This is a genomic window from Vibrio sp. Vb0937 (assembly GCF_033338855.1).
In genome coordinates this window covers 65,690-91,938 of the sequence record NZ_JAWOTK010000014.1, presented here as the reverse complement: position 1 = coordinate 91,938, position 26,249 = coordinate 65,690, and the positions used below count along the sequence as shown (strand labels likewise).

Annotated in this window: 20 protein-coding genes and 1 tRNA gene; 14 read left to right on the top strand and 7 right to left on the bottom strand. The window is 44.7% G+C overall.

What is annotated here, in order from left to right; translation table 11 throughout:
* The first annotated feature begins 1 nt into the window (after window position 1).
* The 4 genes from R7P67_RS16590 to nspC all read left to right on the top strand — a co-directional run bounded on the left by R7P67_RS16590 (window position 2) and on the right by nspC (window position 6,351).
* Window positions 2-77 (top strand) — tRNA-Gly (locus R7P67_RS16590).
* 897 nt (window positions 78-974) lie between these two features.
* Window positions 975-3,851, top strand: coding sequence for a pyridoxal phosphate-dependent class III aminotransferase (locus R7P67_RS16585; protein ID WP_262653450.1), 2,877 nt, complete (start codon window positions 975-977; stop codon window positions 3,849-3,851).
* A gap of 18 nt (window positions 3,852-3,869) precedes the next feature.
* Complete coding sequence (locus R7P67_RS16580) at window positions 3,870-5,114, top strand: carboxynorspermidine synthase (RefSeq protein WP_012841628.1); 1,245 nt, start codon at window positions 3,870-3,872, stop codon at window positions 5,112-5,114.
* A 103-nt stretch (window positions 5,115-5,217) separates the two neighbouring features.
* Entirely contained in the window at window positions 5,218-6,351 is a 1,134-nt protein-coding gene (nspC, locus tag R7P67_RS16575; protein WP_005386789.1) for a carboxynorspermidine decarboxylase, read from the top strand.
* A gap of 77 nt (window positions 6,352-6,428) precedes the next feature.
* Here nspC and R7P67_RS16570 read toward each other — a convergent pair whose 3' ends face one another.
* A complete protein-coding gene (locus R7P67_RS16570; RefSeq protein WP_005376814.1) occupies window positions 6,429-6,941 on the bottom strand; it encodes a glycine cleavage system protein R in 513 nt (170 codons plus the stop codon).
* 221 nt (window positions 6,942-7,162) lie between these two features.
* On the bottom strand, window positions 7,163-8,065 hold the full coding sequence (locus tag R7P67_RS16565) for a DUF3943 domain-containing protein (protein ID WP_262653475.1): 903 nt from the start codon (window positions 8,063-8,065) through the stop codon (window positions 7,163-7,165).
* Window positions 8,066-8,256: 191 nt separating this feature from the next.
* Between R7P67_RS16565 and R7P67_RS16560 the strand changes: the two genes are divergently transcribed.
* Window positions 8,257-9,489, top strand: coding sequence for a CinA family nicotinamide mononucleotide deamidase-related protein (locus tag R7P67_RS16560; RefSeq protein WP_017820471.1), 1,233 nt, complete (start codon window positions 8,257-8,259; stop codon window positions 9,487-9,489).
* A 96-nt stretch (window positions 9,490-9,585) separates the two neighbouring features.
* Here R7P67_RS16560 and yfaE read toward each other — a convergent pair whose 3' ends face one another.
* The 4 genes from yfaE to ubiG all read right to left on the bottom strand — a co-directional run bounded on the left by yfaE (window position 9,586) and on the right by ubiG (window position 14,575).
* Window positions 9,586-9,867: a class I ribonucleotide reductase maintenance protein YfaE gene (gene yfaE, locus R7P67_RS16555; protein WP_005376817.1), complete on the bottom strand. Its 282-nt coding sequence runs from the start codon at window positions 9,865-9,867 to the stop codon at window positions 9,586-9,588.
* Window positions 9,867-11,000: a class Ia ribonucleoside-diphosphate reductase subunit beta gene (gene nrdB, locus R7P67_RS16550; protein ID WP_005376818.1), complete on the bottom strand. Its 1,134-nt coding sequence runs from the start codon at window positions 10,998-11,000 to the stop codon at window positions 9,867-9,869. Before nrdB ends, yfaE begins: the two co-directional genes overlap by 1 nt.
* 83 nt (window positions 11,001-11,083) lie before the next feature.
* Complete coding sequence (gene nrdA, locus R7P67_RS16545) at window positions 11,084-13,366, bottom strand: class 1a ribonucleoside-diphosphate reductase subunit alpha (RefSeq protein WP_258660658.1); 2,283 nt, start codon at window positions 13,364-13,366, stop codon at window positions 11,084-11,086.
* Between the two features lie 501 nt (window positions 13,367-13,867).
* A complete protein-coding gene (ubiG, locus tag R7P67_RS16540) occupies window positions 13,868-14,575 on the bottom strand; it encodes a bifunctional 2-polyprenyl-6-hydroxyphenol methylase/3-demethylubiquinol 3-O-methyltransferase UbiG (RefSeq protein WP_017636129.1) in 708 nt (235 codons plus the stop codon).
* Window positions 14,576-15,050: 475 nt separating this feature from the next.
* Between ubiG and gyrA the strand changes: the two genes are divergently transcribed.
* The 3 genes from gyrA (at window position 15,051) to R7P67_RS16525 (ending at window position 19,100) form a co-directional block, all read left to right on the top strand.
* Window positions 15,051-17,771: a DNA topoisomerase (ATP-hydrolyzing) subunit A gene (gene gyrA, locus R7P67_RS16535; protein ID WP_262653452.1), complete on the top strand. Its 2,721-nt coding sequence runs from the start codon at window positions 15,051-15,053 to the stop codon at window positions 17,769-17,771.
* Between the two features lie 123 nt (window positions 17,772-17,894).
* Window positions 17,895-18,518 carry a tetratricopeptide repeat protein gene (locus tag R7P67_RS16530; protein WP_054701274.1) on the top strand — a complete coding sequence of 208 codons (624 nt, stop codon included), beginning with the start codon at window positions 17,895-17,897 and terminating at the stop codon, window positions 18,516-18,518.
* Window positions 18,519-18,560: 42 nt separating this feature from the next.
* On the top strand, window positions 18,561-19,100 hold the full coding sequence (locus tag R7P67_RS16525) for a hypothetical protein (RefSeq protein ID WP_262653453.1): 540 nt from the start codon (window positions 18,561-18,563) through the stop codon (window positions 19,098-19,100).
* Window positions 19,101-19,214: 114 nt separating this feature from the next.
* On the opposite strand, the gene nrfA is transcribed toward R7P67_RS16525, so the two are convergent.
* Window positions 19,215-20,642 (bottom strand): ammonia-forming nitrite reductase cytochrome c552 subunit, encoded by a 1,428-nt coding sequence (gene nrfA / locus R7P67_RS16520; protein ID WP_025998734.1) that lies wholly within the window; start codon window positions 20,640-20,642, stop codon window positions 19,215-19,217.
* Between the two features lie 450 nt (window positions 20,643-21,092).
* Between nrfA and nrfB the strand changes: the two genes are divergently transcribed.
* Genes nrfB through nrfF form a run of 6 tightly spaced genes read left to right on the top strand, consistent with a single transcriptional unit; the run spans window position 21,093 to window position 26,176 of the window.
* Window positions 21,093-21,695 carry a cytochrome c nitrite reductase pentaheme subunit gene (nrfB, locus tag R7P67_RS16515; protein WP_009706898.1) on the top strand — a complete coding sequence of 201 codons (603 nt, stop codon included), beginning with the start codon at window positions 21,093-21,095 and terminating at the stop codon, window positions 21,693-21,695.
* 1 nt (window position 21,696) lies between these two features.
* Window positions 21,697-22,383: a cytochrome c nitrite reductase Fe-S protein gene (gene nrfC / locus R7P67_RS16510; RefSeq protein WP_115386151.1), complete on the top strand. Its 687-nt coding sequence runs from the start codon at window positions 21,697-21,699 to the stop codon at window positions 22,381-22,383.
* Window positions 22,380-23,351 (top strand): cytochrome c nitrite reductase subunit NrfD, encoded by a 972-nt coding sequence (gene nrfD, locus R7P67_RS16505; RefSeq protein WP_064368590.1) that lies wholly within the window; start codon window positions 22,380-22,382, stop codon window positions 23,349-23,351. Before nrfC ends, nrfD begins: the two co-directional genes overlap by 4 nt.
* A gap of 9 nt (window positions 23,352-23,360) precedes the next feature.
* Window positions 23,361-25,268 (top strand): heme lyase CcmF/NrfE family subunit, encoded by a 1,908-nt coding sequence (locus tag R7P67_RS16500; protein WP_262653454.1) that lies wholly within the window; start codon window positions 23,361-23,363, stop codon window positions 25,266-25,268.
* A complete protein-coding gene (locus tag R7P67_RS16495) occupies window positions 25,246-25,779 on the top strand; it encodes a DsbE family thiol:disulfide interchange protein (RefSeq protein ID WP_025767281.1) in 534 nt (177 codons plus the stop codon). The genes R7P67_RS16500 and R7P67_RS16495 overlap by 23 nt, the downstream gene beginning before the upstream one ends.
* Entirely contained in the window at window positions 25,766-26,176 is a 411-nt protein-coding gene (gene nrfF, locus R7P67_RS16490) for a heme lyase NrfEFG subunit NrfF (protein WP_130545097.1), read from the top strand. Before R7P67_RS16495 ends, nrfF begins: the two co-directional genes overlap by 14 nt.
* The last annotated feature ends 73 nt before the right edge of the window (window positions 26,177-26,249 follow it).

Sequence of the window (26,249 nt, the reverse complement as noted above, 5' to 3'; positions counted from 1 at the left end):
TGCGACACTAGCTCAGTTGGTAGAGCGCAACCTTGCCAAGGTTGAGGTCACGAGTTCGAACCTCGTGTGTCGCTCCAGATTTAAGGCCTAACATGAAAATGTTAGGCCTTTTTCGTATTTTTTGAAAATCTCAAACTTCTTTTCTGTCACAGGCTTCGTTAAGTAACGAACCCTTTGTCTCATTGACTCAAGTGATTGTTCATTCTGCCATTGCAAAGCATCTTAGCCATTCCTACTAGTCTATGTTTAAACCATCACTTGTGGAGAATAACTACTCTTGATCCAGGCAAAGCTGTGACGAGAATGCTATCTTTTTAAATGTTCCGGATATAGAAAGGAATGTTTTACGATTAAGCAGCACAACCTTAAACCTCTGTTAGATGAGGTGATGATATCTCAAGAATATTTGTTTAAATAACAGCTATTTGAGAGAAGCAGAAAAGCATAGCTCATGAATATGAACATGTGAGTTGCAATGGGGTATGTTTTGTTGTGATTTACATCACTGTTACTAATATGAAAAATCGTTGCCAGAAGATTTTATTTTGTGATAAATTCGCGCGCAATCTCGGAGCGTAATTAACAACGTTTGATCTCTGGGGGATACGCGTAGTGACCATTCAAGCTGATTGTGACACTGCGTAGGGTAGGTATCGGCAAAGCCTTTTGTCGATAGACGGGATACTAATGCTGTAAACGCGGCATATTAATGGGAAACCCAACATTGAAACCTTTGAATAAACACACACTAATCAGCTTCATACTGCCGAAATGTCCTGTTTTACAAAACGGGTGCATTACAGAACCTTGATTAATCCCTTTTACATATAAAGCCGCGAGTATCGTGGCGGATGATCTGTATTTGTCATTTATGCACTGACAAATGCGGAGGGGTATTCACACCTCCTGTAATTTCATTCTAATGATTATTAATACAGGATACAGAATTATTATAATTCAAGGGATTATGTAGTATGAGCACTGCCTTTGAAGTCGATAGCAATATCGCAAACATTTTTTCGTCTCAGGTTCCTATCGTTGAGGGAACGTATGACTTAACGCCAGATCAAGTATTGATTGATCAGGCTGAGCATGAATCTGAAGTACGTTCTTATCCACGTCGTTTGCCGATCGCAATTAAACAAGCCTTTGGGTGCTTGGTTGAAGATACGCGTGGACAGATCTTTCTAGACTGCCTTGCGGGGGCAGGCACTCTAGCTTTGGGGTATAACCATCCTGAAATAAACCAAGCGCTGAAAGAACAATTAGATTCAGGACTGCCATATCAGACGCTAGATATTGCAACATCAGCAAAAACGACGTTTATTCAATCCGTTAAGTCTTTTCTTCCTCAAGAGTTAAGCGAGAACAGCGTTATCCAATTTTGTGGCCCGTCTGGAGCTGATGCGGTTGAAGCTGCTATCAAGCTCGCGAAACAGACTACCGGTCGCAACACTATGTTTGCCTTCCGTGGCGCATACCATGGTATGACTAATGGTACGATGGGGATGATGGGTAACTTAGGCACGAAAGTTCGTCGAACTGGTTTGATGTCGGATGTGCACTTTATGCCTTTCCCATACAACCTGCGTTGTCCTTTTGGGCTTGGCGGTGATGAAGGTGCGAAAGCAAGTATTCGCTATATCGATCGTCTTTTAAACGATGATGAGTCAGGCATTATGAAGCCTGCCGCGATTATCGTGGAGCCAGTGCAAGGTGAGGGTGGTGTTGTTCCTGCGCCAGCATTCTGGCTACGAGAGTTACGTCGTATTTGTGATGAACACGGTATCTTACTGATCTTCGATGAGATCCAGTGTGGTGTTGGTAAAACTGGCTACAATTTCGCGTTCGAAGAGTCGGGCATTGTTCCAGATATTCTGTGTTTATCAAAAGCAATTGGTGGTGGCTTACCAATGTCGCTATTGGTTATCAACAAGCAACATGATACATGGAAGCCGGGCGAGCACACAGGTACATTTCGTGGTAACCAGCTAGCTATGGTCTCTGGTGCGAAAGCATTAGAAATTATCCAGCGTGATAATCTTGTTGAGCATGCCAATATTGCGGGTCAGTACTTGCGCTACGGCCTTGAAAGTATTCAAAAGCGTGTGAACTGTATCGCAGAGGTTCGTGGCAAAGGTTTGATGCTAGGCGTGGAGATTAAAAATCCAGACGGTGAGCTCAATAAATTTGGTGAACCTCAAGCGGATAGTGAACTCACACTTTCTATTCAACGCGCAGCACTCGAGCGTGGCTTGATCGTTGAGAAAGGTGGACGCGAAGGCGCAGTAATTCGTTTCCTTCCTCCTCTTATCATCTCGTTTGAGCAAATCGACTTTGCTTTACGTGTATTTGAAGACGCGATTTTAGCCGCTGGCGGTAGTCACATCGAAACTCAGCCACAAGATGAATGGAAGAAGCATTTCATCCACACTGGAGAGATGGGCAGCAATGAATTTGCTTCGGTGATGAATCACACTACTACGGCAATGAAGTCAGTGTTTGAACAAGTGACTGCACCGTATTCAGGTATGGATCCAAAAGCATTGGAAGCAGCGATTCGCGACGTTGATCTTGATAATGGAAATGCGCCTCTTAAAACCGTTATCGACGATGCTGCTGAGCTGGTCGCGAAAAACGCAATTTTTACTCAACATCCAGATTGTATTGCTCACCTACATACTCCACCGTTGATGCCAGCGATTGCGGCAGAGGCAATGATTGCGGCTTTGAACCAGTCGATGGACTCATGGGATCAAGCTTCATCAGCGACTTATGTTGAACAGAAAGTTGTGAACTGGCTATGCGATAAATATGAGTTAGGTGAAAAAGCGGACGGTATCTTCACGAGCGGCGGCACGCAAAGTAACCAAATGGGTTTGATGCTTGCGCGAGATTGGATTGCTGACAAACTCAGTGCACACTCAATTCAAAAGCTTGGCCTTCCTGAATACGCAGACAAGCTACGTATTGTATGTTCGAAAAAATCCCACTTCACGGTTCAAAAATCAGCGTCTTGGATGGGGTTGGGTGAAAAAGCGGTCATGACTGTCGATGCTAATGCCGATGGAACGATGGATGTCACTAAATTAGACGAAGTTCTCAATCAGGCCAAAGCAGAAGGTTTGATCCCATTTGCCATTGTTGGTACAGCGGGTACAACGGACCACGGTGCTATTGATGACTTAGACTTTATCGCCGATATGGCAGCGAGACATGACATGTGGATGCACGTCGACGGTGCATACGGTGGAGCTCTGATTCTAAGTAGCCAAAAAGCGCGTCTGAAAGGTTGTGAGCGTGCACATTCCATCAGCGTAGACTTCCATAAGCTGTTTTACCAAACCATCAGTTGTGGTGCGCTATTGGTAAATGACAAGTCTAACTTTAAATTCCTGCTTCACCATGCAGACTATTTGAACCGCGAACACGACGAACTACCGAACTTGGTGGATAAGTCTATTGCGACAACTAAGCGTTTTGATGCGCTCAAAGTGTTTATGACGATGCAAAGCGTAGGGCCAAAAGCCCTAGGCGATATGTATGATCATTTGCTTGAACAGACGCTTGAAGTGGCGGGCATGATTCGAGATAACAAACACTTTGAGTTGTTGGCTGAACCATCACTATCTACGGTTCTGTTCCGCGCGACACATGAATCAGCGGATCTTGATGAACTGAACAAAACGTTGCGCTTAGAAGCGTTAACACGCGGTATCGCGGTATTGGGTGAAACCATTGTCGACGATAAAACTGCATTGAAATTTACGATTTTGAACCCGTGTCTGACGACGGCGGACTTTGAATCTTTGCTCTCAAAAATCAATACGCTAGCGGCAGAGCTAGTTTAACAAAGGTAACGGAAAACTATGGCAATTCTACAGATTGGTGCAGGCGGCGTTGGCTGGGTAGTTGCACATAAAGCAGCACAAAACAACGACGTTCTGGGTGATATCACAATCGCATCACGTACCGTAGGTAAGTGTGAGAAAATCATCGAATCGATTCAGAAGAAAAACAATCTGAAAGATTCAACTAAGAAATTAGAAGCGCGAGCGGTAAACGCGGACGACGTAGATTCTTTAGTTGCTTTAATTAAAGAAGTACAACCTGACTTAGTGATCAACGCAGGTCCTCCTTGGGTGAACATGTCTATTATGGAAGCATGTTACCAAGCTAAAGTGTCATACCTTGATACATCTGTTGCGGTTGATTTGTGCTCTGAAGGCCAACAAGTACCTCAAGCTTACGATTGGCAGTGGGGTTACCGTGAGAAGTTTGAAGAAGCGGGCATTACAGGTATTCTTGGTGCTGGTTTCGATCCGGGCGTAGTATCGGTGTTTGCCGCATACGCAGTGAAACATCTGTTCGATGAAATCGATACTATCGACGTAATGGATGTAAACGCAGGCGACCACGGTAAGAAGTTCGCAACTAACTTTGATCCAGAAACGAACATGCTTGAGATTCAAGGCGATTCGTTCTACTGGGAAAACGGCGAGTGGAAACAAGTACCTTGTCACTCACGTATGCTTGAGTTTGAATTCCCGAATTGTGGTTCACACAAAGTGTACTCAATGGCGCACGACGAAGTTCGATCTATGCAAGAGTTCATCCCTGCGAAACGCATCGAATTCTGGATGGGCTTTGGTGACCGTTACCTAAACTACTTCAATGTGATGCGCGACATCGGTCTACTCAGCCCAGATCCACTAACGCTTCATGACGGTACGGTTGTTCAACCTTTGCACGTGCTAAAAGCACTACTACCAGATCCAACATCACTCGCGCCAGGCTACACTGGCCTAACGTGTATCGGTACTTGGGTTCAAGGTAAGAAAGATGGTAAAGAGCGCAGTGTATTTATTTACAACAACGCTGATCACGAAGTCGCATACGAAGATGTTGAACACCAAGCTATCTCATATACCACTGGCGTACCAGCGATCACTGCGGCTTTGCAGTTCTTCCGTGGCAAGTGGGCAGACAAAGGCGTGTTCAACATGGAGCAGCTAGATCCAGACCCATTCCTAGAAACCATGCCATCTATTGGTCTAGATTGGCATGTTCAAGAACTGGAGCCAGGACAACCTGTTATCCATAAATTGAAGTAAGAATTTAGCGACTCTTATTTGTACGTTTAAGCCGATGCACTTGCGTCGGCTTTGTTCGATTTTATAGTGTCTTTGCTAAGGCGAAGGGACGTAAGGTATCAAAATGCAACAAAACGAACTAAAAACGCCATACTTCATGATCAATGAAGACAAGCTGATTGAGAACCTAGAGAAAGCAAAACAGCTAAAAGACATCTCTGGTGTGAAGCTTGTATTAGCACTGAAGTGCTTCTCAACATGGGGTGTATTCGACATCATCAAGCCTTACCTAGACGGAACAACAAGTTCTGGCCCGTTTGAAGTGAAGCTTGGCTACGAAACGTTCGGTGGTGAGACACACGCATACAGTGTGGGTTACAGCGAAGATGACGTTCGCGATGTGGCGGACATCTGTGACAAGATGATCTTTAACTCTCAGTCACAGCTAGCGGCTTATCGTCATATTGTCGAAGGCAAAGCATCGATTGGCTTGCGCCTGAACCCAGGTGTGAGCTATGCAGGGCAAGACTTAGCAAACCCAGCGCGTCAATTCTCTCGTCTTGGTGTTCAGGCTGATCACATCAAACCGGAAATTTTTGATGGTATTGATGGCGTAATGTTCCACATGAACTGTGAGAACAAAGACGTAGATGCGTTTATCGGCTTACTCGATGCTATTTCAGCTCAGTTTGGCGAGTACCTAGATAAGCTGGACTGGGTAAGCATGGGCGGCGGCGTGTTCTTCACATGGCCGGGGTACGATATCGAGAAGTTGGGGTTAGCACTTAAAGCGTTCTCAGAGAAACACGGCGTACAAATGTATTTAGAGCCGGGTGAAGCGATAATTACTAAGACAACTGATCTCGTTGTAACAGTGGTTGATATTGTAGAGAACGTAAAGAAGACGGCGATTGTCGATTCAGCCACAGAAGCTCACCGCTTAGATACGTTGATCTACAATGAGCCAGCGTCAATTCTTGAAGCATCTGAAAATGGTGAACATGAGTATGTGATCGGCTCGTGTTCTTGTTTGGCTGGTGACCAGTTCTGCGTAGCGAACTTCGAACAGCCTCTAGAGATAGGACAGCGTCTGCATATTCTAGATAGTGCCGGTTACACCATGGTGAAACTGAACTGGTTTAACGGTCTACGTATGCCGTCGGTTTACTGTGAACGCTCGAATGGTGACATTCAAAAACTGAATGAATTTGACTACTCTGATTTCAAACGTTCACTGTCTCAGTGGTCAGTGAAATAAAACGTATTGAGTATTAGAACGACAAAGAGCAGCTGAATTGCTGCTCTTTTTATTGGGGAAGCGTTAAAGGTATGCAGTTAGCTTTCTACAATTACACGAGTGTCTTCACTCAGAGATTCTAACTCATTGGCTATGTCTTCAATTTCTAGCTCGCTAGGTAGTTTTATCGCCATTTTAGCGCTGAATAAGCTAGAGCTTACCCCTCCGCCTCCAGCAATGAATACACGCTGACAATCCATATCTAAAATTGAGATACCTTGATTATCGAGAACGTGAGTAATTTCATTCACAATACCCGCTCTATCGTTGGCATCTAAACGAAGTTGGAAGATAGTGTCTTCACGATATGAGTGAGGCTCAGAGTCGACGAACCTAACAACAAGAGTCTGACAAGAAGAGAACGCCTGTTTAACGATGTCGGCATTTTCTCTTGGAAGCTCTACTTTGATGACACCTGCAACTTGGTCTTCGATAAAGTTTACTTTGCTGATCAGCCATTTCCCGCCGTTTTCGTGTGTGATTGCAGCGAGCTCTTTAATCGTGGCGGGTGACGCTTGTCCGACAAAATTAACAATAAATACGGTGTTCATAATGTCCCCTCCTGGAATCAAGGTTTGGACGCAGTACGAATAAACGTGCTACTTAAGTTATTGGAATAAATCCTTTTATTTAGTGTAGGTGCTAAGGGCGGGTAATGTTTGATGAAAGTCAATTTTTAACACTAATTCGTGATGCAAATAATTAAAACAATGTTCAGAGCACAAAAAAACAGCCATCGTAAGGCTGCTTTTTACCGAGTATCAACTTAGGATTAGAAGGTTACTTTTAACTCGATACCATAAAATTGACTGTCGTAGTTTGCGCCTGCGTCCATGGCGAATTTTGCAACATCTTGGTTTCCAAACCAAGGTGATGAATTGAATTGTAGTTCTGCACTACCGCCCCATGCATCAGTTACCCAATAATGAATATGTCCAACAGGGTTTAAGAAGAAGAGCGAAACATCACCTGCGGTTTCAGAACCCATAACTTCGCCGCCGTTTGCAATAATGTCTTGCTCAGCCGTTAACATCATTTCACCAACAACAGCACCAAAGAATGGTGTGATAAAAATATCCTGCCAAGATGGTACTTCTGCGAACGCCTCCACGCCATACTCCCAAAAGAACGTCGACATAGTTGCGGAGTACAAAAACGACTGAAATTCATTATAGCCAGCGTGACGTGCTGCCGTGTAGTAAACGCCGCCAAAATATGGGTGCATGATGTAGTTGAGGACATGTTCATCGCGATCCCAAACGGGGCCGTCAGAGACATTATCTTTCCACTTTTGCCCCAACTTACTCATGTCTCGGTCTTCTTCGTCCCATTTGGTGATACTTTCTGGAAGAAAAGTCATCATGCCTACGGTCGCGATACTGAGACCTAGAATGGTGTAGGTTTGACCCATCAGATAATCCCAGTCTTTATCTTGAGGGATGATGAGATGTTTAGGCTGAAGCCCTGCGTCAAGGTTTAGCGAATCATCATTATTCTGTTCATACATAACACCGCGATTTTGAGTCTCGAAGGTGTACAGAGTCGTCGTTTCGCAGTAACCTGACAAGCAATCAGGTGTGTAAGAAAACTCTGTATGACGGTTTAGGTCATAGCGACTTGCGTGTGCAAGCGCTGACGAAGCCAAGCAAAGGCCTGTTAGAGTCGTCTTGAACATGGATGATTTTGACACAAAGGTCTCCGAGTTAATGGTGTATGTTCGGGCTCGTAATTATCCCTCAAAACATCAATCATTTAAACACTTGACCCTTATTTAGTCCCAACAAACCTCGGCGAGATTTGTCCAAATAAAAAGAAAAATAAGCGCTATAACGAAAATAGGATTGTGCTTACGTTCAGGAGTCAGTTGTGAAAATAGCAATGCTTAGTACTGGTGAGGAAGTCCTCCACGGTGATATTGTTGATACTAATGCGGCATGGTTGTCTAGCCTGTTTTATCAACATGGATTTGGCTTAACAAAGCGCTCAACGGTTGGTGATAGCCTATCGAGTTTGGTTGAAGAGTTTTTAATGCTCAGCTTTAACAACGATGTGGTTATTGTTAATGGTGGTTTAGGCCCTACAACGGATGACATGAGTGCTGCCGCCGCCGCGAGAGCCGCCGATTGTAAACTGGTGCTATTCAAAGAGTGGTTGCAGCATCTAGAAAGTTTGTATGCTCGACGTGGCATCCCTATGCCGGACAGTAATTTAAAGCAAGCAATGCTGCCAGAAACGGCAGAGATATTGGACAACCCGATAGGCACTGCTTGCGGTTTCAAAATGCTGATTAATGATGCCATTTTTTATTTCACACCGGGTGTACCAAGTGAATTTAAGCTCATGGCAGAGACGCAAATTCTTCCCGATCTGAGAAGAGTGTTTCCCGATGTTCAAGGTTCATGTTGTAGTCGAATCTACACGTTTGGTCTATCTGAATCCGGTATTTCAGATAAGCTAGATCAGCTAAAACTTCCTCAAGACTATGAGCTAGGGTATCGCTCTTACTTGCCTTTTATTGAAGTGAAACTTTTTGGTCCTTCAGATCAGATTGAACAGCGTTTGAAACTAGTACAGATAATTAATAAACACCTTGAGAGTAATACCGTTAGTATTGATTTACCTATGGTTGAAAATGTCGGCCAGTTGTTGGTCGATAAAGGACTAACAGTGTCGACCTCCGAAAAAAGTAGCGGAGGATACTTAACGTACTGGCTAAACGGTGATGAAAACGCTGAAAAACAACTAGGGCATGGTTGGATACTACCGAGCCTGACTCAAGCGATGGCCAACAGCGGAGATCCATTAGCAGAAACGTTTGCTCTGGCTGGTGCTACGCGAGAGAAGTGTGGGACGGATTTATCACTCGTCACTGGCCATATTGAAGAGGGCGTTTTTTCCGTCGCTTTATCGACACCGTCAGGCGAGTGGGGAGCGTTATATAAACTCTCGAAAAAGTATCAGCGCAGTGATCAAGTTAAAGTGATCAGCACGGCAGCACTAGACTTGTTGCGTCGCTACCTAGAACGTAAACCGATGTTTGCGCATTATGCATTTTTAGAGAAAGTTAAAGAGATGCACCTCCCGAGCAGTGCTTTATAACCAAAGCTCTATACAGTAGTCTGAGAGACAATACACAGAGACAAAAAAGCCAAGGTGATTACCTTGGCTTTTGCATTTTATACCGTCGAGTCAACGTTATGCGCGCTGCTTTTCTTTCATCGCGTAGTTAACGCCGCTAAGTGACAAATCTGATTTTGCTTTACAGATACAAGGTAATATTTCATCACTTTGTGTGTAAGCCATGGCAAAACCAACATACTCCACTTCACCAGACTCCAATTTGCAGCGACAGGCGCCGCAGTGCCCATCACGGCAGTTGTATTCTGGTAATAGGCCAGCTTGCTCCATTGTTTCCAAAATCGTATTGGAAGGGTTGGATTCAATGCTGATCAGTTTGTTGATTTTGAGTGTTGCCATTACAGCTCGAATCCTTCGAAGTCATCTGCGCGAACTTCATTGTCAATTTGACCCACAAGGTAAGAAGAGATTTCTGCTTCTTGAGGCGCAACTTGAACGTTATCTGAAGACAACCAAGCGTTAATCCATGGAATTGGGTTGGTTGTTGCTTCTGGATACGCTGCTGGTAGACCTACCGCTTGCATACGAATATTTGTGATGTATTCAACGTATTGGCTTAGGATGTCTTTGTTTAGACCGATCATAGAGCCATCTTTGAATAGATACTCTGCCCACTCTTTTTCTTGCTCAGCCGCTTCTTTGAATAGGTCAAAACAGTCCTGTTTTGCCTCTTCTGCGATTTGCATGAAAGTGAAGTCATCTTGACCGTTACGTAGCAGGTTGATCATGTGCTGCGTGCCGTTTAAGTGAAGTGCTTCGTCACGAGCGATCAGCTTGATGATTTTCGCGTTACCTTCCATTAGTTCGCGTTCTGCGAAAGCGAAAGAACATGCGAAACTTACGTAAAAACGAATAGCTTCTAATGCGTTAACAGACATCAGACAGATGTACAGCTTCTTCTTAAGATCGTACAGACTAACCTTAACCGTTTCACCGTTAAGGACATGCTCACCTTCACCGTAGCGATGGTAATCATTCGTCGCTTGAATCAAATCGTCGTAGTAGTGCGCGATGTCTTTTGCACGCTTCAGAATGTGCTCGTTCTCAACGATATCATCAAACACTACAGCAGGGTCGTTCACGATGTTACGAATAATGTGTGTGTAAGAACGAGAGTGAATCGTTTCAGAGAAAGACCAAGTCTCAATCCAAGTCTCTAGTTCTGGCAGAGACACAAGCGGCAGCAGTGCCACGTTAGGGCTACGACCTTGAATAGAGTCAAGAAGCGTTTGGTACTTCAAGTTAGAGATGAAGATGTGCTTCTCGTGATCTGGCAGTTTGTTGTAATCGATACGGTCGCTAGATACGTCTACTTCTTCTGGACGCCAGAAGAAAGAAAGTTGTTTCTCGATAAGTTTTTCGAAAATCTCAAACTTTTGTTGGTCGTAACGTGCAACGTTTACTGATTGACCTAGGAACATTGGTTCCTTCAATTGGTCATTCTTTTTTTGGTTAAAAGTACTGTAAGCCATAATGCCTCAATTCCTTTTAAACCTCCCCGTAAGGGGGAGGTTATCGATAGTCTGTCTTTACGGGTTCGCTAGGTACGGGAAGATTAAATCTTACAACCGCCGCCAGCACAATCGTCATCTTGTGGTTGAACAGCGTCTTTCTGTTCATCTTTCGCGCCATCACGAGTGTTGTGGTAGTAAAGCGTTTTCACACCAAACTTATACGCTGTTAGCAGGTCTTGAAGTAGTTTCTTCATTGGAACCTTGCCAGTCTCGTAACGTGACGGGTCGTAGTTAGTATTAGCAGAGATAGCTTGGTCAACAAACTTCTGCATAATACCCACAAGGTGTAGATAACCGTCGTTCGAACCGATATTCCAAAGCAGTTCATAGCTGTCTTTAAGTTCTGTGAACTCTGGTACAACTTGCTTCAGGATACCGTCTTTCGAAGCTTTTACTGAAACGTAACCACGTGGTGGCTCAATACCGTTAGTTGCGTTTGAAATCTGAGAAGAAGTCTCAGAAGGCATTAGTGCAGTCAGTGTTGAGTTACGTAGGCCGTGCTCCATAATTTCTTTACGTAGGCTGTCCCAGTCGTAGTGCAGCGCTTCGTCACAAATTAGGTCGATATCTTTCTTATACGTATCAATCGGCAGTAAGCCTTTCGCGTAGTTCGTCTCGTCGAATGAAGGACACTTACCTTGTTCTTTCGCCAGTGCTACAGATGCTTTCAATAGGTAGTACTGCATTGCTTCGAACGTACGGTGAGTTAGGCCGTTCGCGCTACCGTCAGAGTATTTCACGCCATTCTTCGCTAAGTAGTAAGCAAAGTTAATCACACCAACACCTAGCGTACGACGGTTCATAGTCGATTTGTATGCCGCTGGTAGAGGGTAATCTTGGTAATCAAGCAGTGCATCTAACGCACGAACAACAAGATCGGATAGCTCTTCGAAATCATCTAGAGACTTGATGGCACCTAAGTTGAATGCAGAAAGCGTACACAGTGCGATCTCGCCTGAGTCATCTTCAACGTTAGTTAATGGTTTCGTTGGCAGTGCGATTTCTAAACATAGGTTCGACTGACGAACTGGAGCGACTTCAGAATCAAATGGGCTGTGAGTATTACAATGGTCCACGTTCTGGATGTAGATACGACCCGTTGATGCACGCTCTTGCATTAGCAGAGTGAACATTTCAATCGCTTTAACCGTTTCTTTCTTGATTGAAGGATCGTTCTCGTACTTCACGTATAGACGCTCAAACTCTTCTTGGTTTTCGAAGAATGCGTCGTACAGACCAGGTACATCAGATGGTGAGAATAGCGTAATATTGCCGCCTTCAACTAAACGTTGGTACATCAGTTTGTTTAACTGAACACCGTAGTCCATGTGACGAACACGGTTTTCTTCAACACCACGGTTGTTCTTAAGTACCATTAGTGAGCGTGCTTCACCGTGCCACATTGGGTAGAACACAGTAGCTGCGCCACCACGTACACCACCTTGTGAACAACATTTTACTGCTGTTTGGAAGTACTTGTAGAACGGAATACAACCAGTGTGGAATGCTTCACCACCGCGAATCTCTGAGCCTAATGCACGGATACGACCTGCGTTGATACCAATACCAGCGCGCTGAGATACATAACGAACAATTGAGCTTGCTGTTGCGTTAATAGAATCAAGACTGTCTCCACACTCGATCAGAACACATGAGCTGAACTGGCGAGTAGGGGTACGCACGCCAGACATAATTGGCGTAGGTAGAGAAATCTTAAATGTCGATGTCGCATCGTAGAAACGTCTGATGTAATCAAGACGTGTCGCTTTTGGATATTTCGCAAATAAGCACGCTGCTACAAGGATGTATAAGAACTGAGCACTTTCGTAAATTTGGCCCGTAACACGGTTCTGTACGAAGTACTTACCCTCTAGCTGCTTAACTGCCGCGTATGAGAAGTTTAGGTCGCGTTTATGGTCGAGGTACGCATCAAGTTCGTCGAGTTCTGCTTTTGTGTAGTCTTCTAGAATATGTTGATCGTACTTACCCATATCGACGAGGCGAGACACGTGATCATAAAGCGTTGGTGGCTCGTATTGGCCATACGCTTTTTTACGCAGATGGAATACCGCTAGGCGAGCAGCTAGGTATTGGTAATCCGGAGTCTCTTCAGAGATCAGGTCTGCCGCAGACTTGATGATTGTCTCGTGAATATCTGTCGTTGTGATGCCGTCGTAAAACTGGATGTGAGCGCGAAGTTCTACTTGAGAAACCGAAACATTATCTAGACCTTCTGCAGCCCAAGTGATAACGCGGTGGATTTTATCCAGATCGATACTTTCTTTACGGCCATCACGCTTGGTGACGGTAAGTTGTTGGTTCATTCTGCTTTATTTCCCTAAGAAAACTGATAAAAGCCGTATTTTTGTTTGTTTATGTGCAATATGAGTAAAGCTTGCGGCGGCTTTGTGATCAAAGTCTATCTATATATTGTCGCTTAAACACAACATATAGGGGTTCATTTGTTTGCGGGTTACAAGATAGTGCTATTACACTGATTTATCAAGGTACAGATCGGGGATGACTTGTGGATAACTGACAAAATGAAAAAAATCAGTAAGTGAACACTAACCGATGAGAAAAGGGCAGACTTGAATGGTTAAAAGTACGGTTTCGAGATCGGTTTAGAAATAACCGCATGCAAAAATATTTTCCTTGATCTTTGGCCGTTTTTATCTACGAAAAATGGCTTGGTCAAAATGGAATCTAGAGCACGAATTTTAGCCATAAAAAGACAAAAAAAGCGGCAACTTTGTGCTACCGCTTCCGATTCATTTTCTTTAAAAAATGTCAATCACAAAACACATTTTTTAACGCAACAGCGTTCAGTATTTTTTAGTATGAACGATGTAGTTTACATCTACATTACGACCGAGTTTGTAGCTGTCATTTAGAGGGTTGTAATGAAGCCCAGTAATGCCCATTTCCGTCAGGTCAGTTTGGTCTATCATCTTCATCATTTCGGCTGGCTTGATAAACTTATCGTGCTCATGAGTGCCTTCAGGAACAATCTTAAGAAGCTTCTCAGCACCGACAATAGCAAATAAGTACGACTTAATGTTTCGGTTCAAAGTTGAGAAAAACACGTGACCACCGGGTTTGACTAGCGCAGCACAAGAGCGGATAACGGAGAGAGGATCTGGAACGTGTTCAAGCATCTCCATACAAGTCACGACATCGTAAGTTCCTGCGTTTTCTATAGCGTGGTCTTCTATTGTGCTCTGAATGTAGGTCAGTTGAGTGCCTGTTTCTAATGCATGTAGTCGCGCGACTTCTAATGGTTCTTTACCCATATCAAGCCCCGTCACAATAGCGCCTTCTTTTGCCATGCTTTCAGCAAGAATGCCACCACCACAGCCGACATCAAGTGTTCGCTTGCCAAATAAGCCATTTGCTTTTTCAAGTACATAGTTCAAACGAAGTGGGTTAATTTGATGAAGCGGCTTAAACTCGCCTTCTAAATCCCACCATCGAGAAGCCATGTCCTCGAATTTCTTAATTTCACTTGGGTCGACGTTTTGTGCTTTAGTCATAATTGGTTTTATTGCATTCAATCTGAGTCCTTTAGAGGGCGCCAGTATACTCCAACGTTTTATACCCAAACAACCTCGATGTGCTTAGTTAAGGGACAATGACAGAGTTCACTGGCGCGACAATAGCGACAGGTTCCTGTATTTTTGAAAGCGCTAGCTATTGTTTTTGGTTCATCCTTGAACTAGTGCCAGTGACAATAACTCTAAAACCTGCATTTTCGCGTTGTGTGGTTAAAGGAATTTACCTCGCTTTTCCGCGTAAAGAGTCCGATTTTGCTCAATGTTGACCGAAATATAACCACTAATCAGAAAGATATGGGATGAGTGTGCAAATTCTCGACATTTGATTCATAACCAAGCTCACAACCTGATAAAAGGAGAGGGAAAGTGATGCCGAAGTGATGAATTGTGTGTTATATTTTTGCACCTTACACGTATCGTAATTACGATCAGATAATAGAGGGATAATGGCTCTATGAGCGATTTAGCTAAAGAGATCACGCCCGTAAACATTGAAGATGAGCTTAGAGGTTCATACCTAGACTATGCGATGTCAGTCATCGTGGGTCGTGCTCTTCCAGATGTGCGTGATGGCCTAAAACCAGTACACCGCCGCGTTTTATTCGCGATGAACGTACTAGGCAACGATTGGAACAAACCATATAAAAAATCAGCCCGTGTTGTCGGCGACGTAATCGGTAAATATCACCCACATGGTGATAGTGCTGTGTACGACACAATCGTACGTATGGCTCAGCCGTTCTCGCTTCGTTACATGCTGGTCGATGGTCAAGGTAACTTTGGCTCGATCGATGGCGACTCTGCTGCGGCAATGCGTTACACCGAAGTTCGAATGGCAAAAATTGCCCATGAACTATTGGCTGACCTAGACAAAGAAACCGTAGACTACGTACCAAACTACGACGGTACTGAGCAGATCCCAGCGGTTCTTCCAACTAAAATTCCAAACCTATTGGTTAACGGTGCTTCTGGTATCGCAGTAGGTATGGCAACCAACATCCCGCCTCATAACCTTGGCGAAGTGATTGATGGCTGTCTTGCATACATCAATAATGAAGAAATCACTATTGATGAACTAATGGATTACATTCCTGGTCCTGATTTCCCAACGGCGGCGCTTATCAGCGGTCGTAAAGGCATTGTAGACGCGTACAAAACAGGTCGTGGCAAAATCTACATGCGTTCGAAAGCGGACATCGAAGTGGAGAAGAATGGTAAAGAGACCATTATCGTCACTGAAATTCCTTACCAGGTGAACAAAGCTCGCTTGATCGAAAAGATCGCTGAGCTAGTTAAAGATAAGAAAGTAGAAGGCATCAGTGCACTGCGCGACGAGTCAGATAAAGACGGTATGCGCATTGTTATTGAGTGTAAGCGCGATGCTGTGGGCGAAGTAGTTCTAAACAACCTTTACGCTCAGACTCAGCTGCAAACCACTTTCGGTATCAACATGGTGGCCCTAAACAATGGCCAGCCACAGCTATTCAACCTAAAAGATATGTTGAAGTGCTTCGTTGATCACCGTCGTGAAGTTGTGACACGTCGTACTATCTTCGAACTGCGTAAAGCGCGTGAACGTGCTCATATCCTTGAAGGTTTAGCTCTAGCGCTTGCTAACATTGATGAAATTATTGAGCTTATCCGTAAGGCACCTACACCGGCTGAAGCAAAAGCGGGTCTTATCGCTCGTGGTTGGGGTTTAGGCAACGTTTCAGCAATGCTAGAGCGTGCTGGTACAGATGCTGCGCGCCCTGAATGGCTAGAGCCTGAATATGGTATTCGTGATGGTCAGTACTTCCTGACTGAGCAACAAGCACAAGCTATCCTAGATCTACGTTTACATAAACTAACAGGTCTAGAACACGAGAAGATTCTTGGCGAATACAAAACACTTCTAGAAGAAATCGCTGAACTCATGCATATCCTTGCGAGCACTGAGCGTTTGATGGAAGTTATCCGTGAAGAACTTGAAGCGGTTCGTGACGGCTTTGGTGACGCTCGTCGTACAGAAATCACAGCTGCGAGCCATGATATTGACATGGAAGAGCTGATCGCACGTGAAGACGTTGTGGTTACTCTATCTCACGGTGGTTACGTTAAGTACCAAGTACTGAGCGACTACGAGTCACAGCGCCGTGGTGGTAAAGGTAAGAGTGCGACTAAGATGAAAGATGAAGACCATATCGAGCGTCTTCTAGTGGCGAATACCCACGATAACATCTTGTGTTTCTCTACTCGTGGTAAGACATACCGCCTGAAAGTTTACCAATTGCCTCTAGCGAGCCGTACTGCGCGTGGTAAGCCAATTGTGAACATCCTTCCACTCGAAGAAGGTGAGCGCATTACCGCAATTCTGCGTGTTGATGAATTCTCTGAAGACAAATTCATCTTCATGGCAACAGGTGACGGTACGGTTAAGAAAACGCCGTTGAACCAGTTTGCAAACGTACGTTCAAACGGCCTAATCGCTGTGAACCTACGTGAAGACGATTCGTTAATCGGTGTGGATATCACTAACGGCGAAAACGAAATCATGCTGTTCTCTAAAGCGGGTAAAGTGGTTCGCTTTAAAGAAGCAGAAGAGATTCCAGTACTTGATGAAAATGGTAAACCAGTTCTTGATGAGAATGGTCAGCCAGAGATCAAGTTTAAAGGTGTTCGTCCTATGGGTCGTACCGCCTCTGGTGTTCGTGGTATGAAACTGGCTGAAAATGACCAAGTGGTATCACTTATTGTTCCTTCGCACGAAGGCGACATCCTAACGGTTACAGAAAACGGTTATGGTAAACGAACAGCACTTAGCGAGTACCCGACAAAAGGTCGTGGCACTCAAGGTGTAGTTTCTATCAAAGTTTCTGAGCGAAATGGCCCGGTAGTTGGTGCTATCCAGGTTGTTGAAGGTGATGAAATGATGATGATCACCGACGCTGGCACGTTAGTACGTACTCGTGTGGGTGAAGTTAGCCAGGTTGGTCGTAACACACAAGGTGTAACGCTTATCCGTACTGCGGAAGATGAATCAGTTGTTGGTTTGCAACGTATTGAAGAAGTTGATGATGAAGAGCTGCCTGCTGATGAAGATGCAGAAGCGTTAGAGTCAACAGACGAAAATACGCAGCAAGACGCTTCAGAAGCTCCAGCTGCTGATGATGCAGAGGAAGGTAACGAAGAGTAATCTTACATCGTTATCCTGATATGAAAAGCCGAGCCTTAGTTGCTCGGCTTTTTTTTATCTGTATCAACGCATTTAAAGTAAGAAATGCGTACACTGACGTTATCTTTGTTTACAGGACGTGTTATGTCTGTTTGGTTTTTCGCTGCCATCACTCTGATGGGGTTGTTTATCGTACTCTTATCACTGAGTGCATCAAAAGTGAAACCTGCTCAATGGTTTGGCTTTTGCCTGTTAGTACTTGTCGTGACGAGTGCCAGTTTCTTATTGCTGCATCAAACACCGCCTAAACCAATACAAGCGGAAATGTCACGAATGATGACTGCTCGTGACATCATGAAAGAGATTCAAGACCAGTTGCGTGAAGACCCGAACAACGCTGAATTGTGGTTCCAACTCGGGCAGGGCTACCTGCTAGAGGGGGAATTTGACGGAGCGTTGATTTGTTTTGATTACGCGATCCAACTGACTGAACCTGTCAGTGCCACGCAACTTGCTGCGAAGGCGACCACTTTATACTACATTCACCAGCAATCAATGACGCAAGAAGTTAGCTTGCTTTTGGAGCAAGCTTTGCAGATAGAACCGCACAATGAAGCCGCTTTGTCTTTGATCGCAAATGATCATTTTCTGTCATTCCGATTTCAGGAAGCGATTGATGCCTGGGTACTATTATTAGATTCTAATGATCCAAATTTAGATAGGGTGCAAATCATTAACTCTATTAACAAAGCAAAAGAGCTATTGTAAGCGTACAATTTAACAAGCAATAGAGGGAAAGGTGGGCAACGAATGAAAAATAAAGCACTAAGCATATTGGTTTTGCTGTGCGGCTCTGTGCTGGCGGGTTGTAGCTCTTCCGATCGTTCTGGCTCTTCCTCTATGGTTTATTATTCATCGGGTTATTACGATCATGACGACTACTGGATTTATTACTATCCGGGGTGTTGCGACAACGACGACGAATACAAAGAGAAACTGGAAGAGTGGTGGAATGGTTTAGATGAAGACGAACAGCAATCCATCAAAGACAAAGTCGAGGATTGGAAAGACGATGATATGTCCGCCAATATCGATAACATGAAACGCCAACTCGACGATCATTGGCAATCATTGCCTGACGAGCAAAAGCAAGAGATTCAAACCAAATGGGAGAATCGTCCGGAGCGTATTGAACCAGCGACTTTACAAGGCAAGTCGGTGAAAGAAAAGGTTCAACAAAGAAAAGCACTGCCGGAAACGAAGATCCAGCGTCCAGTTGCTCGCCCAAATGTGCAGATACCTAAAGCGCGTCCAAATATTCAACCTAGACCTAGGCTTCCTCGTCGCTAGTACATTCGATTTTTGTCTCTCGATAGAATCAGGATGAAGAAATAAAGATAATAAAGAAAAGGGGCGTTCAGTACGCCCCTTGTTGTATCTATAAACTAACCTCTGCAAGTTAGACTAATATGTGGCTTCACGCTCAGCCGCTGCTTTATCCCACTCTGGCGCTACTGTTTCTAGGAAGTGTTTCTTGTCTGCGTTCATCTTATCCATATCCATGCCCAGTGCTTGCTGTGCTTTCGCTTTGGTCGAGATATCTGGAATTTGAACAGGGTCAGTAATGCCTTTGGTTGCCAGTAAGCGAACCAACTTGGTACGGGCGTCAGCAGCGCGGTCAACTGCAGTACCAAGTACTTCTAGTGCTACCTCAGGAGCATGCATGTGGACACCGTGAGAAGCAATCGCGTAGTCCCAACGCCATTGTGCATGGCGAATATCTTGTAGGATAGGTTCCATCTCTGCTTCTGTTGCACCTGCTTTCCACGCTGCGCCTGCTTCAAAGTGTGCCGCTACGATTTGCTTCTCGGCGGTTAGCTTCATGTTCAGTACTTGCGCTTTGCGAGTCGAGACGATGCCTTGTAGCTGCTCTTTAGTTTGGGTATGGCATTGCGCACAGGTGTCTTCAAAACGATCAAATGGGTTACCCACTTTGTGGTCTGTGTACACCGTACCGTCTTCTTTGGTCACTTTAGGCATGTGGCAGTCCACACACACCACTTTATTTTTACCATGAATACCCGCTCTCCAAGTTTCGAAACCTGGATGTTGCGCTTTTAGCATCGGCGCTTTAGATACGGCATGCGTCCAATCTTTGAAATTCAACGCGTCGTAGTATTTCTCCATGTCATTAACGGTGGTGCCCATATCCCATGGGAATTTAACCGCTTTAGTTGGGCCGGTGAAGTAGTATTCAACGTGACATTGAGCGCAGACCGATGCTTGCTTATCTAGGCGAGACTGTTCATCAAAGTTTTTACCAATAGTATCAAAAGCACGCTCGACGTATGGGCGAGTCAGTGCTAGCGCAGGTTCGCCTTTCTTGAAGGCTTCAGAGCCTGTGTTGTGGCAATCGGAACAACCGATAGGGTTGACGATTTCTGAGCCTAAGCGTGCCCATTTACCTTCGAAATAACCGTCTTCACCACGTTCATCAATCACGCGAGCAACGTCTGGGCTTTTACAGCTCCAGCACGCCATCGGCATAGGCCCGGACTTCTCGTCGGTTGGTGCGCCGGTACGTAAGGTTTGGCGAACATCATCAAGTGCGTAAAAGTGACCGCGCGCTTTGTTGTAGTCTTTCGCGAAGCCATAACCTGCCCACAGGATAACCATGTTTGGGTCTTCACTTAGAGCATCTTCAATGTGCTCACTTTCGGATGTTGCTTTCCAAGAATGGTATTGATCAGGGTGGTTCTGTTCAAAGACATCGTTACGAGGATCGATAAAATCCTTCTCTTCTGCCGCTAACGGAGCGTCAACCAAAAATAATTGGCTGGCGAATAAGGTCGCAACCGCAATAGGTGCGCTCATCCAGTGTTTTATGCTCACAGTGTTATCTCCATATTCGTTTTTATTAGCAGCGTTGTGAGGAGCTATTCCAAATAAGAACTGGAGATCTACGATTAATAATATTGCTTAATTGGATAGATGAAATAGTGAGTGAATCTTGTCTTGTTTTAGATCAATTTACACCAGTGATCTCAGTCATGTTTGAATTCATATACCTCTAAAGTGGTAGTTGTTAAGTCATTGTTCTGCAATGCTTTGGGTTTTTAACCTTTTTAAAAATAGGGTGATTTAGTTCGCTTTTTGAGCAGGCGTTTCTACCCCTTATGAATAATAGAGGTATTATAAATATAGGTTTAGCGTTGTGGCTTTCCGAGATAAGAATTGATGTCATTTGAAGATCTAAAAAATATCTTCAGAGGAAATTAATTGTCGCTCAAATAAATAATTGAGAATAGTTATCAATTATTATCGAGCTAAGGAAAGAACAATATGGGCAATATAAAATTGACCATAGAGACAATGCTGAAACTTCTCTTCGTCTTTGCCATCTATGGTTTCTCCATCGCCGCCCATGCGACTTCTTCAGAGCCGATTGAAGGTGCTCAAGCTGAGCGTCATCAAGTCGAGTTGATCCGTGACCGTGACTACAAGTGTCTGCAATGTCATAAGGATGCAAAAGAGACTCTGAACCTTTCGCATGACCCGCAAGCTCTACTCAGCCAAGGGAAGCAACTTAATTGCACCAATTGCCATAGCAACATTGGTCCCGACCATCGTGAGGGCGCGCCTGATGTGATTAAGTTTTCTGCCGCGCAATCGAAAGAGGTACACGACAAAGTGTTCCTTGATCCAAGCATGATTCTTAAAGCCAACAGCCAATGTGTGGATTGCCACGCACCGACACAGCTGAGAGAAAGCCACTGGACGCACGATGTGCACGCCAAAAACCTCACTTGTTCAAATTGCCACGATGTACACGCAGCGAAAACCAAAGCGTTGTCGTACGACAGAAAACAACTGATCAAGCAGTGTGTGGATTGTCACTCTGAATTTGCCGTCGAACCTGAACTTGCCAAAGAAGAGGAGAGATAGCATGAAATGTTCGAGAAGAAACTTTTTAGCCGGCAGCGGCGCGTTGATTTTAACTACAGGCGTTGCAGGCACTTCCGTTGTTAGCTCCTCTCTCTATGCCAGCAACAGTGAACAAGCGAAACGCATGGGTATGGTTCATGATGAAAATGCCTGTATTGGCTGTACCGCTTGTACCGATGCTTGTCGCGAAGTAAATAAAGTCCCTGAAGGCGTAACGCGACTTAAAATTCATCGCAGTGAACCGATTGGCGAATTTCCAGATGTGGAATACCAGTTTACTCGCGAATCCTGTCAGCACTGTGATAACCCACCATGTGTGTACGTTTGTCCAACAGGCGCTGCATACAAAGATGAAGCGACCGGCATCGTGGATGTGCACAAAGAGAAATGTGTCGGATGTGGTTATTGCCTTGCCGCTTGCCCTTACCAAGTGCGCTTCTTTAATCCAGTCGATCACTCTGCGGATAAATGTAACTTCTGCCGTGATACCAACCTAGCGCAAGGTAAGCAGCCAGCTTGCGTGGAATCTTGCCCAACAAAAGCACTCATCTTTGGTGATTTGAATGACCCAACTAGCGAGGTGAGCAAAGCTATCGAAAGCCATGTTGTCTATCGCGATAAATCGCATTTAGGTACGCAACCTAAACTGTACAAAATTCCGGATAGCAAAGGGGAGGTGTCATCATGAACGGCTTCGAAAGTGCATTCCACTTTGACTCGTTAGTCTGGGATTGGATCATCGCGATTTACTTATTCCTTGCTGGGATGTCAGCGGGTGCGGTGATGATTTCAATCTATTTAAAACGCAAAGTGATTGAAGGTGATCCCGCAAAAAACGGCATCATGAAAGCGATGGCTTGGCTCGCACCATTTGGCATCATTGCTGGGTTGGTAATTTTGATTTTCCATTTAACCAAGCCTTTAGAGTTTTGGAAGATCATGATCTACTACAACCCAACGTCTGTGATGTCGATGGGCGTGATCTTGTTCCAAGTGTACATGATCGTGTTGTTTGTTTGGATTGGCGTTATCTTCCGCCATCAAATCATCAGCTTCTGTGAAGGGAAGTTACCAAGCAAACTGCTGGATTTTGCCGATGGCATTTTGATTAAGGCGGGGAAAGCCAACAACGCCATTGAATTGTTCTTGGGCTTCTTAGCCATCGTACTTGCAGCGTACACTGGCTTTCTATTGTCTGCGTTGAAGACTTATCCAATGCTAAACAATCCAGTACTGCCAATCTTGTTCCTGTTCTCTAGTTTGTCCTCGGGCGCAGCGGCATGCTTGATGTTCGGCATCTTGGTGTTTAAAGAGTCGACCAGCAGCCCAAGTGTATCTTGGGTGCACGGATTTGAACGCCCAGTAGTGTTGTTTGAGTTGTTTGTCTTAGTGACCTTCTTTACTGGATTGATCTTCAGCGGTGGTCAGAACGAAGTCGCGGCTTGGAATGCAATTTCGAGTGGATTCTGGGCTCAATGGTTCTGGGTTGGGGTAGTGTTCATCGGCATGATTACGCCTTTGACTCTCAATTGGTTGACGCCTTCTGAAGTGCGCCACAAAGGCAGTTACGTTTTTGTGGTCACGACGTTGAGCTTGGTTGGCGTACTTATGCTGCGTACTTTCATTCTCTATGCCGGTCAAATGACCGTAGTGTAAGGGGGATAAATGGAAGCTGAGCTAGGGTTCTTCTTACTGATATTGGTGGCTGTAACATCGACTTGTGCATCGTTGCTGCATTGGCTACGTCGTGCTATGAGTAAGAAGGCGACATTGCCGCATCAAGTCGCGATGTCCCACATCATTAGCTTAGCTTCCTTCATTTGTTTAGCACTTCTGATCGTCTGCTTCGTGCAAGACAACTTCGCGTTGGAATATGTTGTTACGCATTCCAACAGTCAACTTCCCGTAGCATTCAAGATTGCTGCCGCTTGGGGTGGGCACCAAGGCTCCATGTTGTTTTGGGTCGTCACCTTGAGTTTATGGGCGTCGTTTATTGCATTTAAGTCACCGCTCAACGCCCAATATACTTGTGACTGTTTAGGAATCATGAACGTTCTTATTGCGACATTTGCTTGGTTCACGTTAATGACCTCTAACCCGTTCGAGTATGCCCAAGTATTGGCGTCGGAAGGACGAGATCTAAACCCAATGTTGCAAGATGTTGGGCTTATCATTCATCCACCATTGCTTTATCTCGGTTATGTCGGTTACGCAGCAATATTAGCTTTTTCATTAGCGGCGCTATTGGGTAAACAACCGATGAGCGATTGGTATGTGGTCGCTCGAAGCGCAGCGTTTTTTGCATGGGGAACGCTCACGTTGGGTATCTTGGTGGGATCATGGTGGGCGTACAATGAGCTAGGGTGGGGCGGCTGGTGGTTTTGGGACCCTGTGGAGAACGCTTCTCTACTCCCTTGGCTTACTGGTACTGCTTTGTTGCACAGCGGTGTTGTCGCAACACGTAACAGAGGCGCAATTTGGAGCACCTACGCACTGGCGTTTATTACGTTCAGCCTCAGCATTTTAGGGACATTCGTGGTGCGATCTGGCGTGCTGACTTCAGTGCATGCTTTTGCGGTGGACCCAACTAAAGGTTTGGTGCTGCTTGGTGTATTGAGCTTGCTTGTCATCATCACTTTTGGCGTATTGATTTTGCGAGGAGAACAACTCCCTCGCTTCGAACTTCAATCTCTAACGAGCCGAGCTTACACTGCTTATATCGCCAAAGGGCTGCTGGTTATTGCGACTGCCATCGTTTTTCTTGGCACTTTCTATCCGATGGTTTATCAACTGCTCGGTTTAGGAAACATTTCAGTTGGCGCACCTTATTTCAATAGTCTGATCTTCCCATTAAGCATACTGGCTCTGATTGCCTTAGCTTTCATGCCGCTGCTGAAATGGACAAAAGGCACAGTGCCGAGTGTAAGCGCTGATATTGCGATCAGTATTGCGTTATCTCTTGTCTCTGTGATCGGGTTTATCTTCTTAGTGCACGCACTGCATTTCGGAGTATTGCTAACCATAACGTTGGCTACTTGGGTGATTGTGGCGCATCTCGTTATGCTGTTTCGTTGTTCCAATAAGCGCAAACTCATGCCAATCGTGATGGCACATATCGGTTTTGCGCTGGCGGTGAGTGGAGCTGTATTCAACAGTCACTACTCATATGAACACAATTTACGTGTCGAACCCGGCAGTTCTCAACAAAGGGCGGGGATCACTATCGATTATCATGGTATCGAATGGCTGGTGGGGCCAAACTACACCGCGGAACAAGGACAGATCACCTTGCACTTGGAAGATGGCCGCATGCTCAATTTCAACCCGCAAAAGCGTCATTACCCTGTGCGAGTGATGAATATGACCGAGCCTGCGATTCGTTCACTATGGCATGGCGATTATTACGTGACATTGGGTGACAAAGTCGATACTCATGCTTATGCGATTAAAGTTCAGTACCGCGCAGGTATTTGGTGGATATGGTCTGGCGGGCTACTAGCTGTGTTTGGTGCGCTATTAACCGGCCTAAAGAAAAGGAGAGAGGCTATCAATGCGATCGAGAAATACGCTTAAACTCGCAGGTCTGTTTGTGGCTGTTGCCGTGTTTGCTGTAGTAACTGCGGTGGCTTTGTCTGAGCGACCACATGTTGAATTGTCCCCACAACGAAATTTAGAGACACCTAATTTTCGCTCTACTTCTCTGATCTCTGATGACATGGTTTCTGAGCAGTTGTTCAAAAGCGACGGATATAAATTATTGAATGTTTGGGCATCTTGGTGCGGAGTATGCAAACGAGAGCATGAAGAATTATTGCAGTTAGCAGAACTCGGTGTGCCTATTATTGGGCTGAATTATAGAGATCAAAAACAAGCCGCTCGTGAATATTTGAGCTCTAAACGAAATCCATATATTGAAGTAATTAGTGACCCTAATGGAAAGCTCGCTGTGGAGCTAGGTGTTATCGGAACGCCGGAAACTTACTTGATTGATCCAAATGGTCGTATATTGATCAAATATCGTGGAGAGCTAACGGCAGATAAATGGAACGATATATTTTCAGGATACTTGAATGTTTCGATTTAATAATCTTCTCCTCACTTTAATCCTATTTATACTATTTTCTCCTTTCACGAGAAGTGCGGATATAGAACAGAATGTTGATCTGTTTGAATTTCATTCTGTTGAAGTGCAACAGCGTGCAACCTCGTTAGCCAAGACATTACGCTGCCCGCAGTGTCAAAACCAAAACCTTGTCGAGTCTAATGCACAAGCGGCTAAAGACCTGAGGTTGAAAGTGTATACGATGGCCAATGAAGGCAGCTCAGATCAAGAAATAAAGGACTATCTAGTTGCTCGTTATGGGAATATTGTTCTGTATCAACCACCATTAAATTATTCCACGGCGCTGTTGTGGATCTTTCCTGTGCTATTTTTGATCTTTTTTGTCTTATATTCGATCCAAATGGTGAAGCGTAATTAATGTGACCGTTATTCCACTATTAAAAATAAATTGTGCACTTAACAAGCAGAATGTTATCATTTTTCCGAATTTA

What these genes read in the sequence shown, in the direction of transcription:
- R7P67_RS16585 (WP_262653450.1), top strand. Translation starts at nt 975, where the DNA reads ATGAGCACTGCCTTTGAAGTCGATAGCAATATCGCAAACATTTTTTCG.
- R7P67_RS16580 (WP_012841628.1), top strand. Translation starts at nt 3,870, where the DNA reads ATGGCAATTCTACAGATTGGTGCAGGCGGCGTTGGCTGGGTAGTTGCA.
- nspC (WP_005386789.1), top strand. Translation starts at nt 5,218, where the DNA reads ATGCAACAAAACGAACTAAAAACGCCATACTTCATGATCAATGAAGAC.
- R7P67_RS16570 (WP_005376814.1), bottom strand. Translation starts at nt 6,941, where the DNA reads ATGAACACCGTATTTATTGTTAATTTTGTCGGACAAGCGTCACCCGCC.
- R7P67_RS16565 (WP_262653475.1), bottom strand. Translation starts at nt 8,065, where the DNA reads ATGTTCAAGACGACTCTAACAGGCCTTTGCTTGGCTTCGTCAGCGCTT.
- yfaE (WP_005376817.1), bottom strand. Translation starts at nt 9,867, where the DNA reads ATGGCAACACTCAAAATCAACAAACTGATCAGCATTGAATCCAACCCT.
- nrdB (WP_005376818.1), bottom strand. Translation starts at nt 11,000, where the DNA reads ATGGCTTACAGTACTTTTAACCAAAAAAAGAATGACCAATTGAAGGAA.
- nrdA (WP_258660658.1), bottom strand. Translation starts at nt 13,366, where the DNA reads ATGAACCAACAACTTACCGTCACCAAGCGTGATGGCCGTAAAGAAAGT.
- ubiG (WP_017636129.1), bottom strand. Translation starts at nt 14,575, where the DNA reads ATGACTAAAGCACAAAACGTCGACCCAAGTGAAATTAAGAAATTCGAG.
- gyrA (WP_262653452.1), top strand. Translation starts at nt 15,051, where the DNA reads ATGAGCGATTTAGCTAAAGAGATCACGCCCGTAAACATTGAAGATGAG.
- R7P67_RS16530 (WP_054701274.1), top strand. Translation starts at nt 17,895, where the DNA reads ATGTCTGTTTGGTTTTTCGCTGCCATCACTCTGATGGGGTTGTTTATC.
- R7P67_RS16525 (WP_262653453.1), top strand. Translation starts at nt 18,561, where the DNA reads ATGAAAAATAAAGCACTAAGCATATTGGTTTTGCTGTGCGGCTCTGTG.
- nrfB (WP_009706898.1), top strand. Translation starts at nt 21,093, where the DNA reads ATGGGCAATATAAAATTGACCATAGAGACAATGCTGAAACTTCTCTTC.
- nrfC (WP_115386151.1), top strand. Translation starts at nt 21,697, where the DNA reads ATGAAATGTTCGAGAAGAAACTTTTTAGCCGGCAGCGGCGCGTTGATT.
- nrfD (WP_064368590.1), top strand. Translation starts at nt 22,380, where the DNA reads ATGAACGGCTTCGAAAGTGCATTCCACTTTGACTCGTTAGTCTGGGAT.
- R7P67_RS16500 (WP_262653454.1), top strand. Translation starts at nt 23,361, where the DNA reads ATGGAAGCTGAGCTAGGGTTCTTCTTACTGATATTGGTGGCTGTAACA.
- R7P67_RS16495 (WP_025767281.1), top strand. Translation starts at nt 25,246, where the DNA reads ATGCGATCGAGAAATACGCTTAAACTCGCAGGTCTGTTTGTGGCTGTT.
- nrfF (WP_130545097.1), top strand. Translation starts at nt 25,766, where the DNA reads ATGTTTCGATTTAATAATCTTCTCCTCACTTTAATCCTATTTATACTA.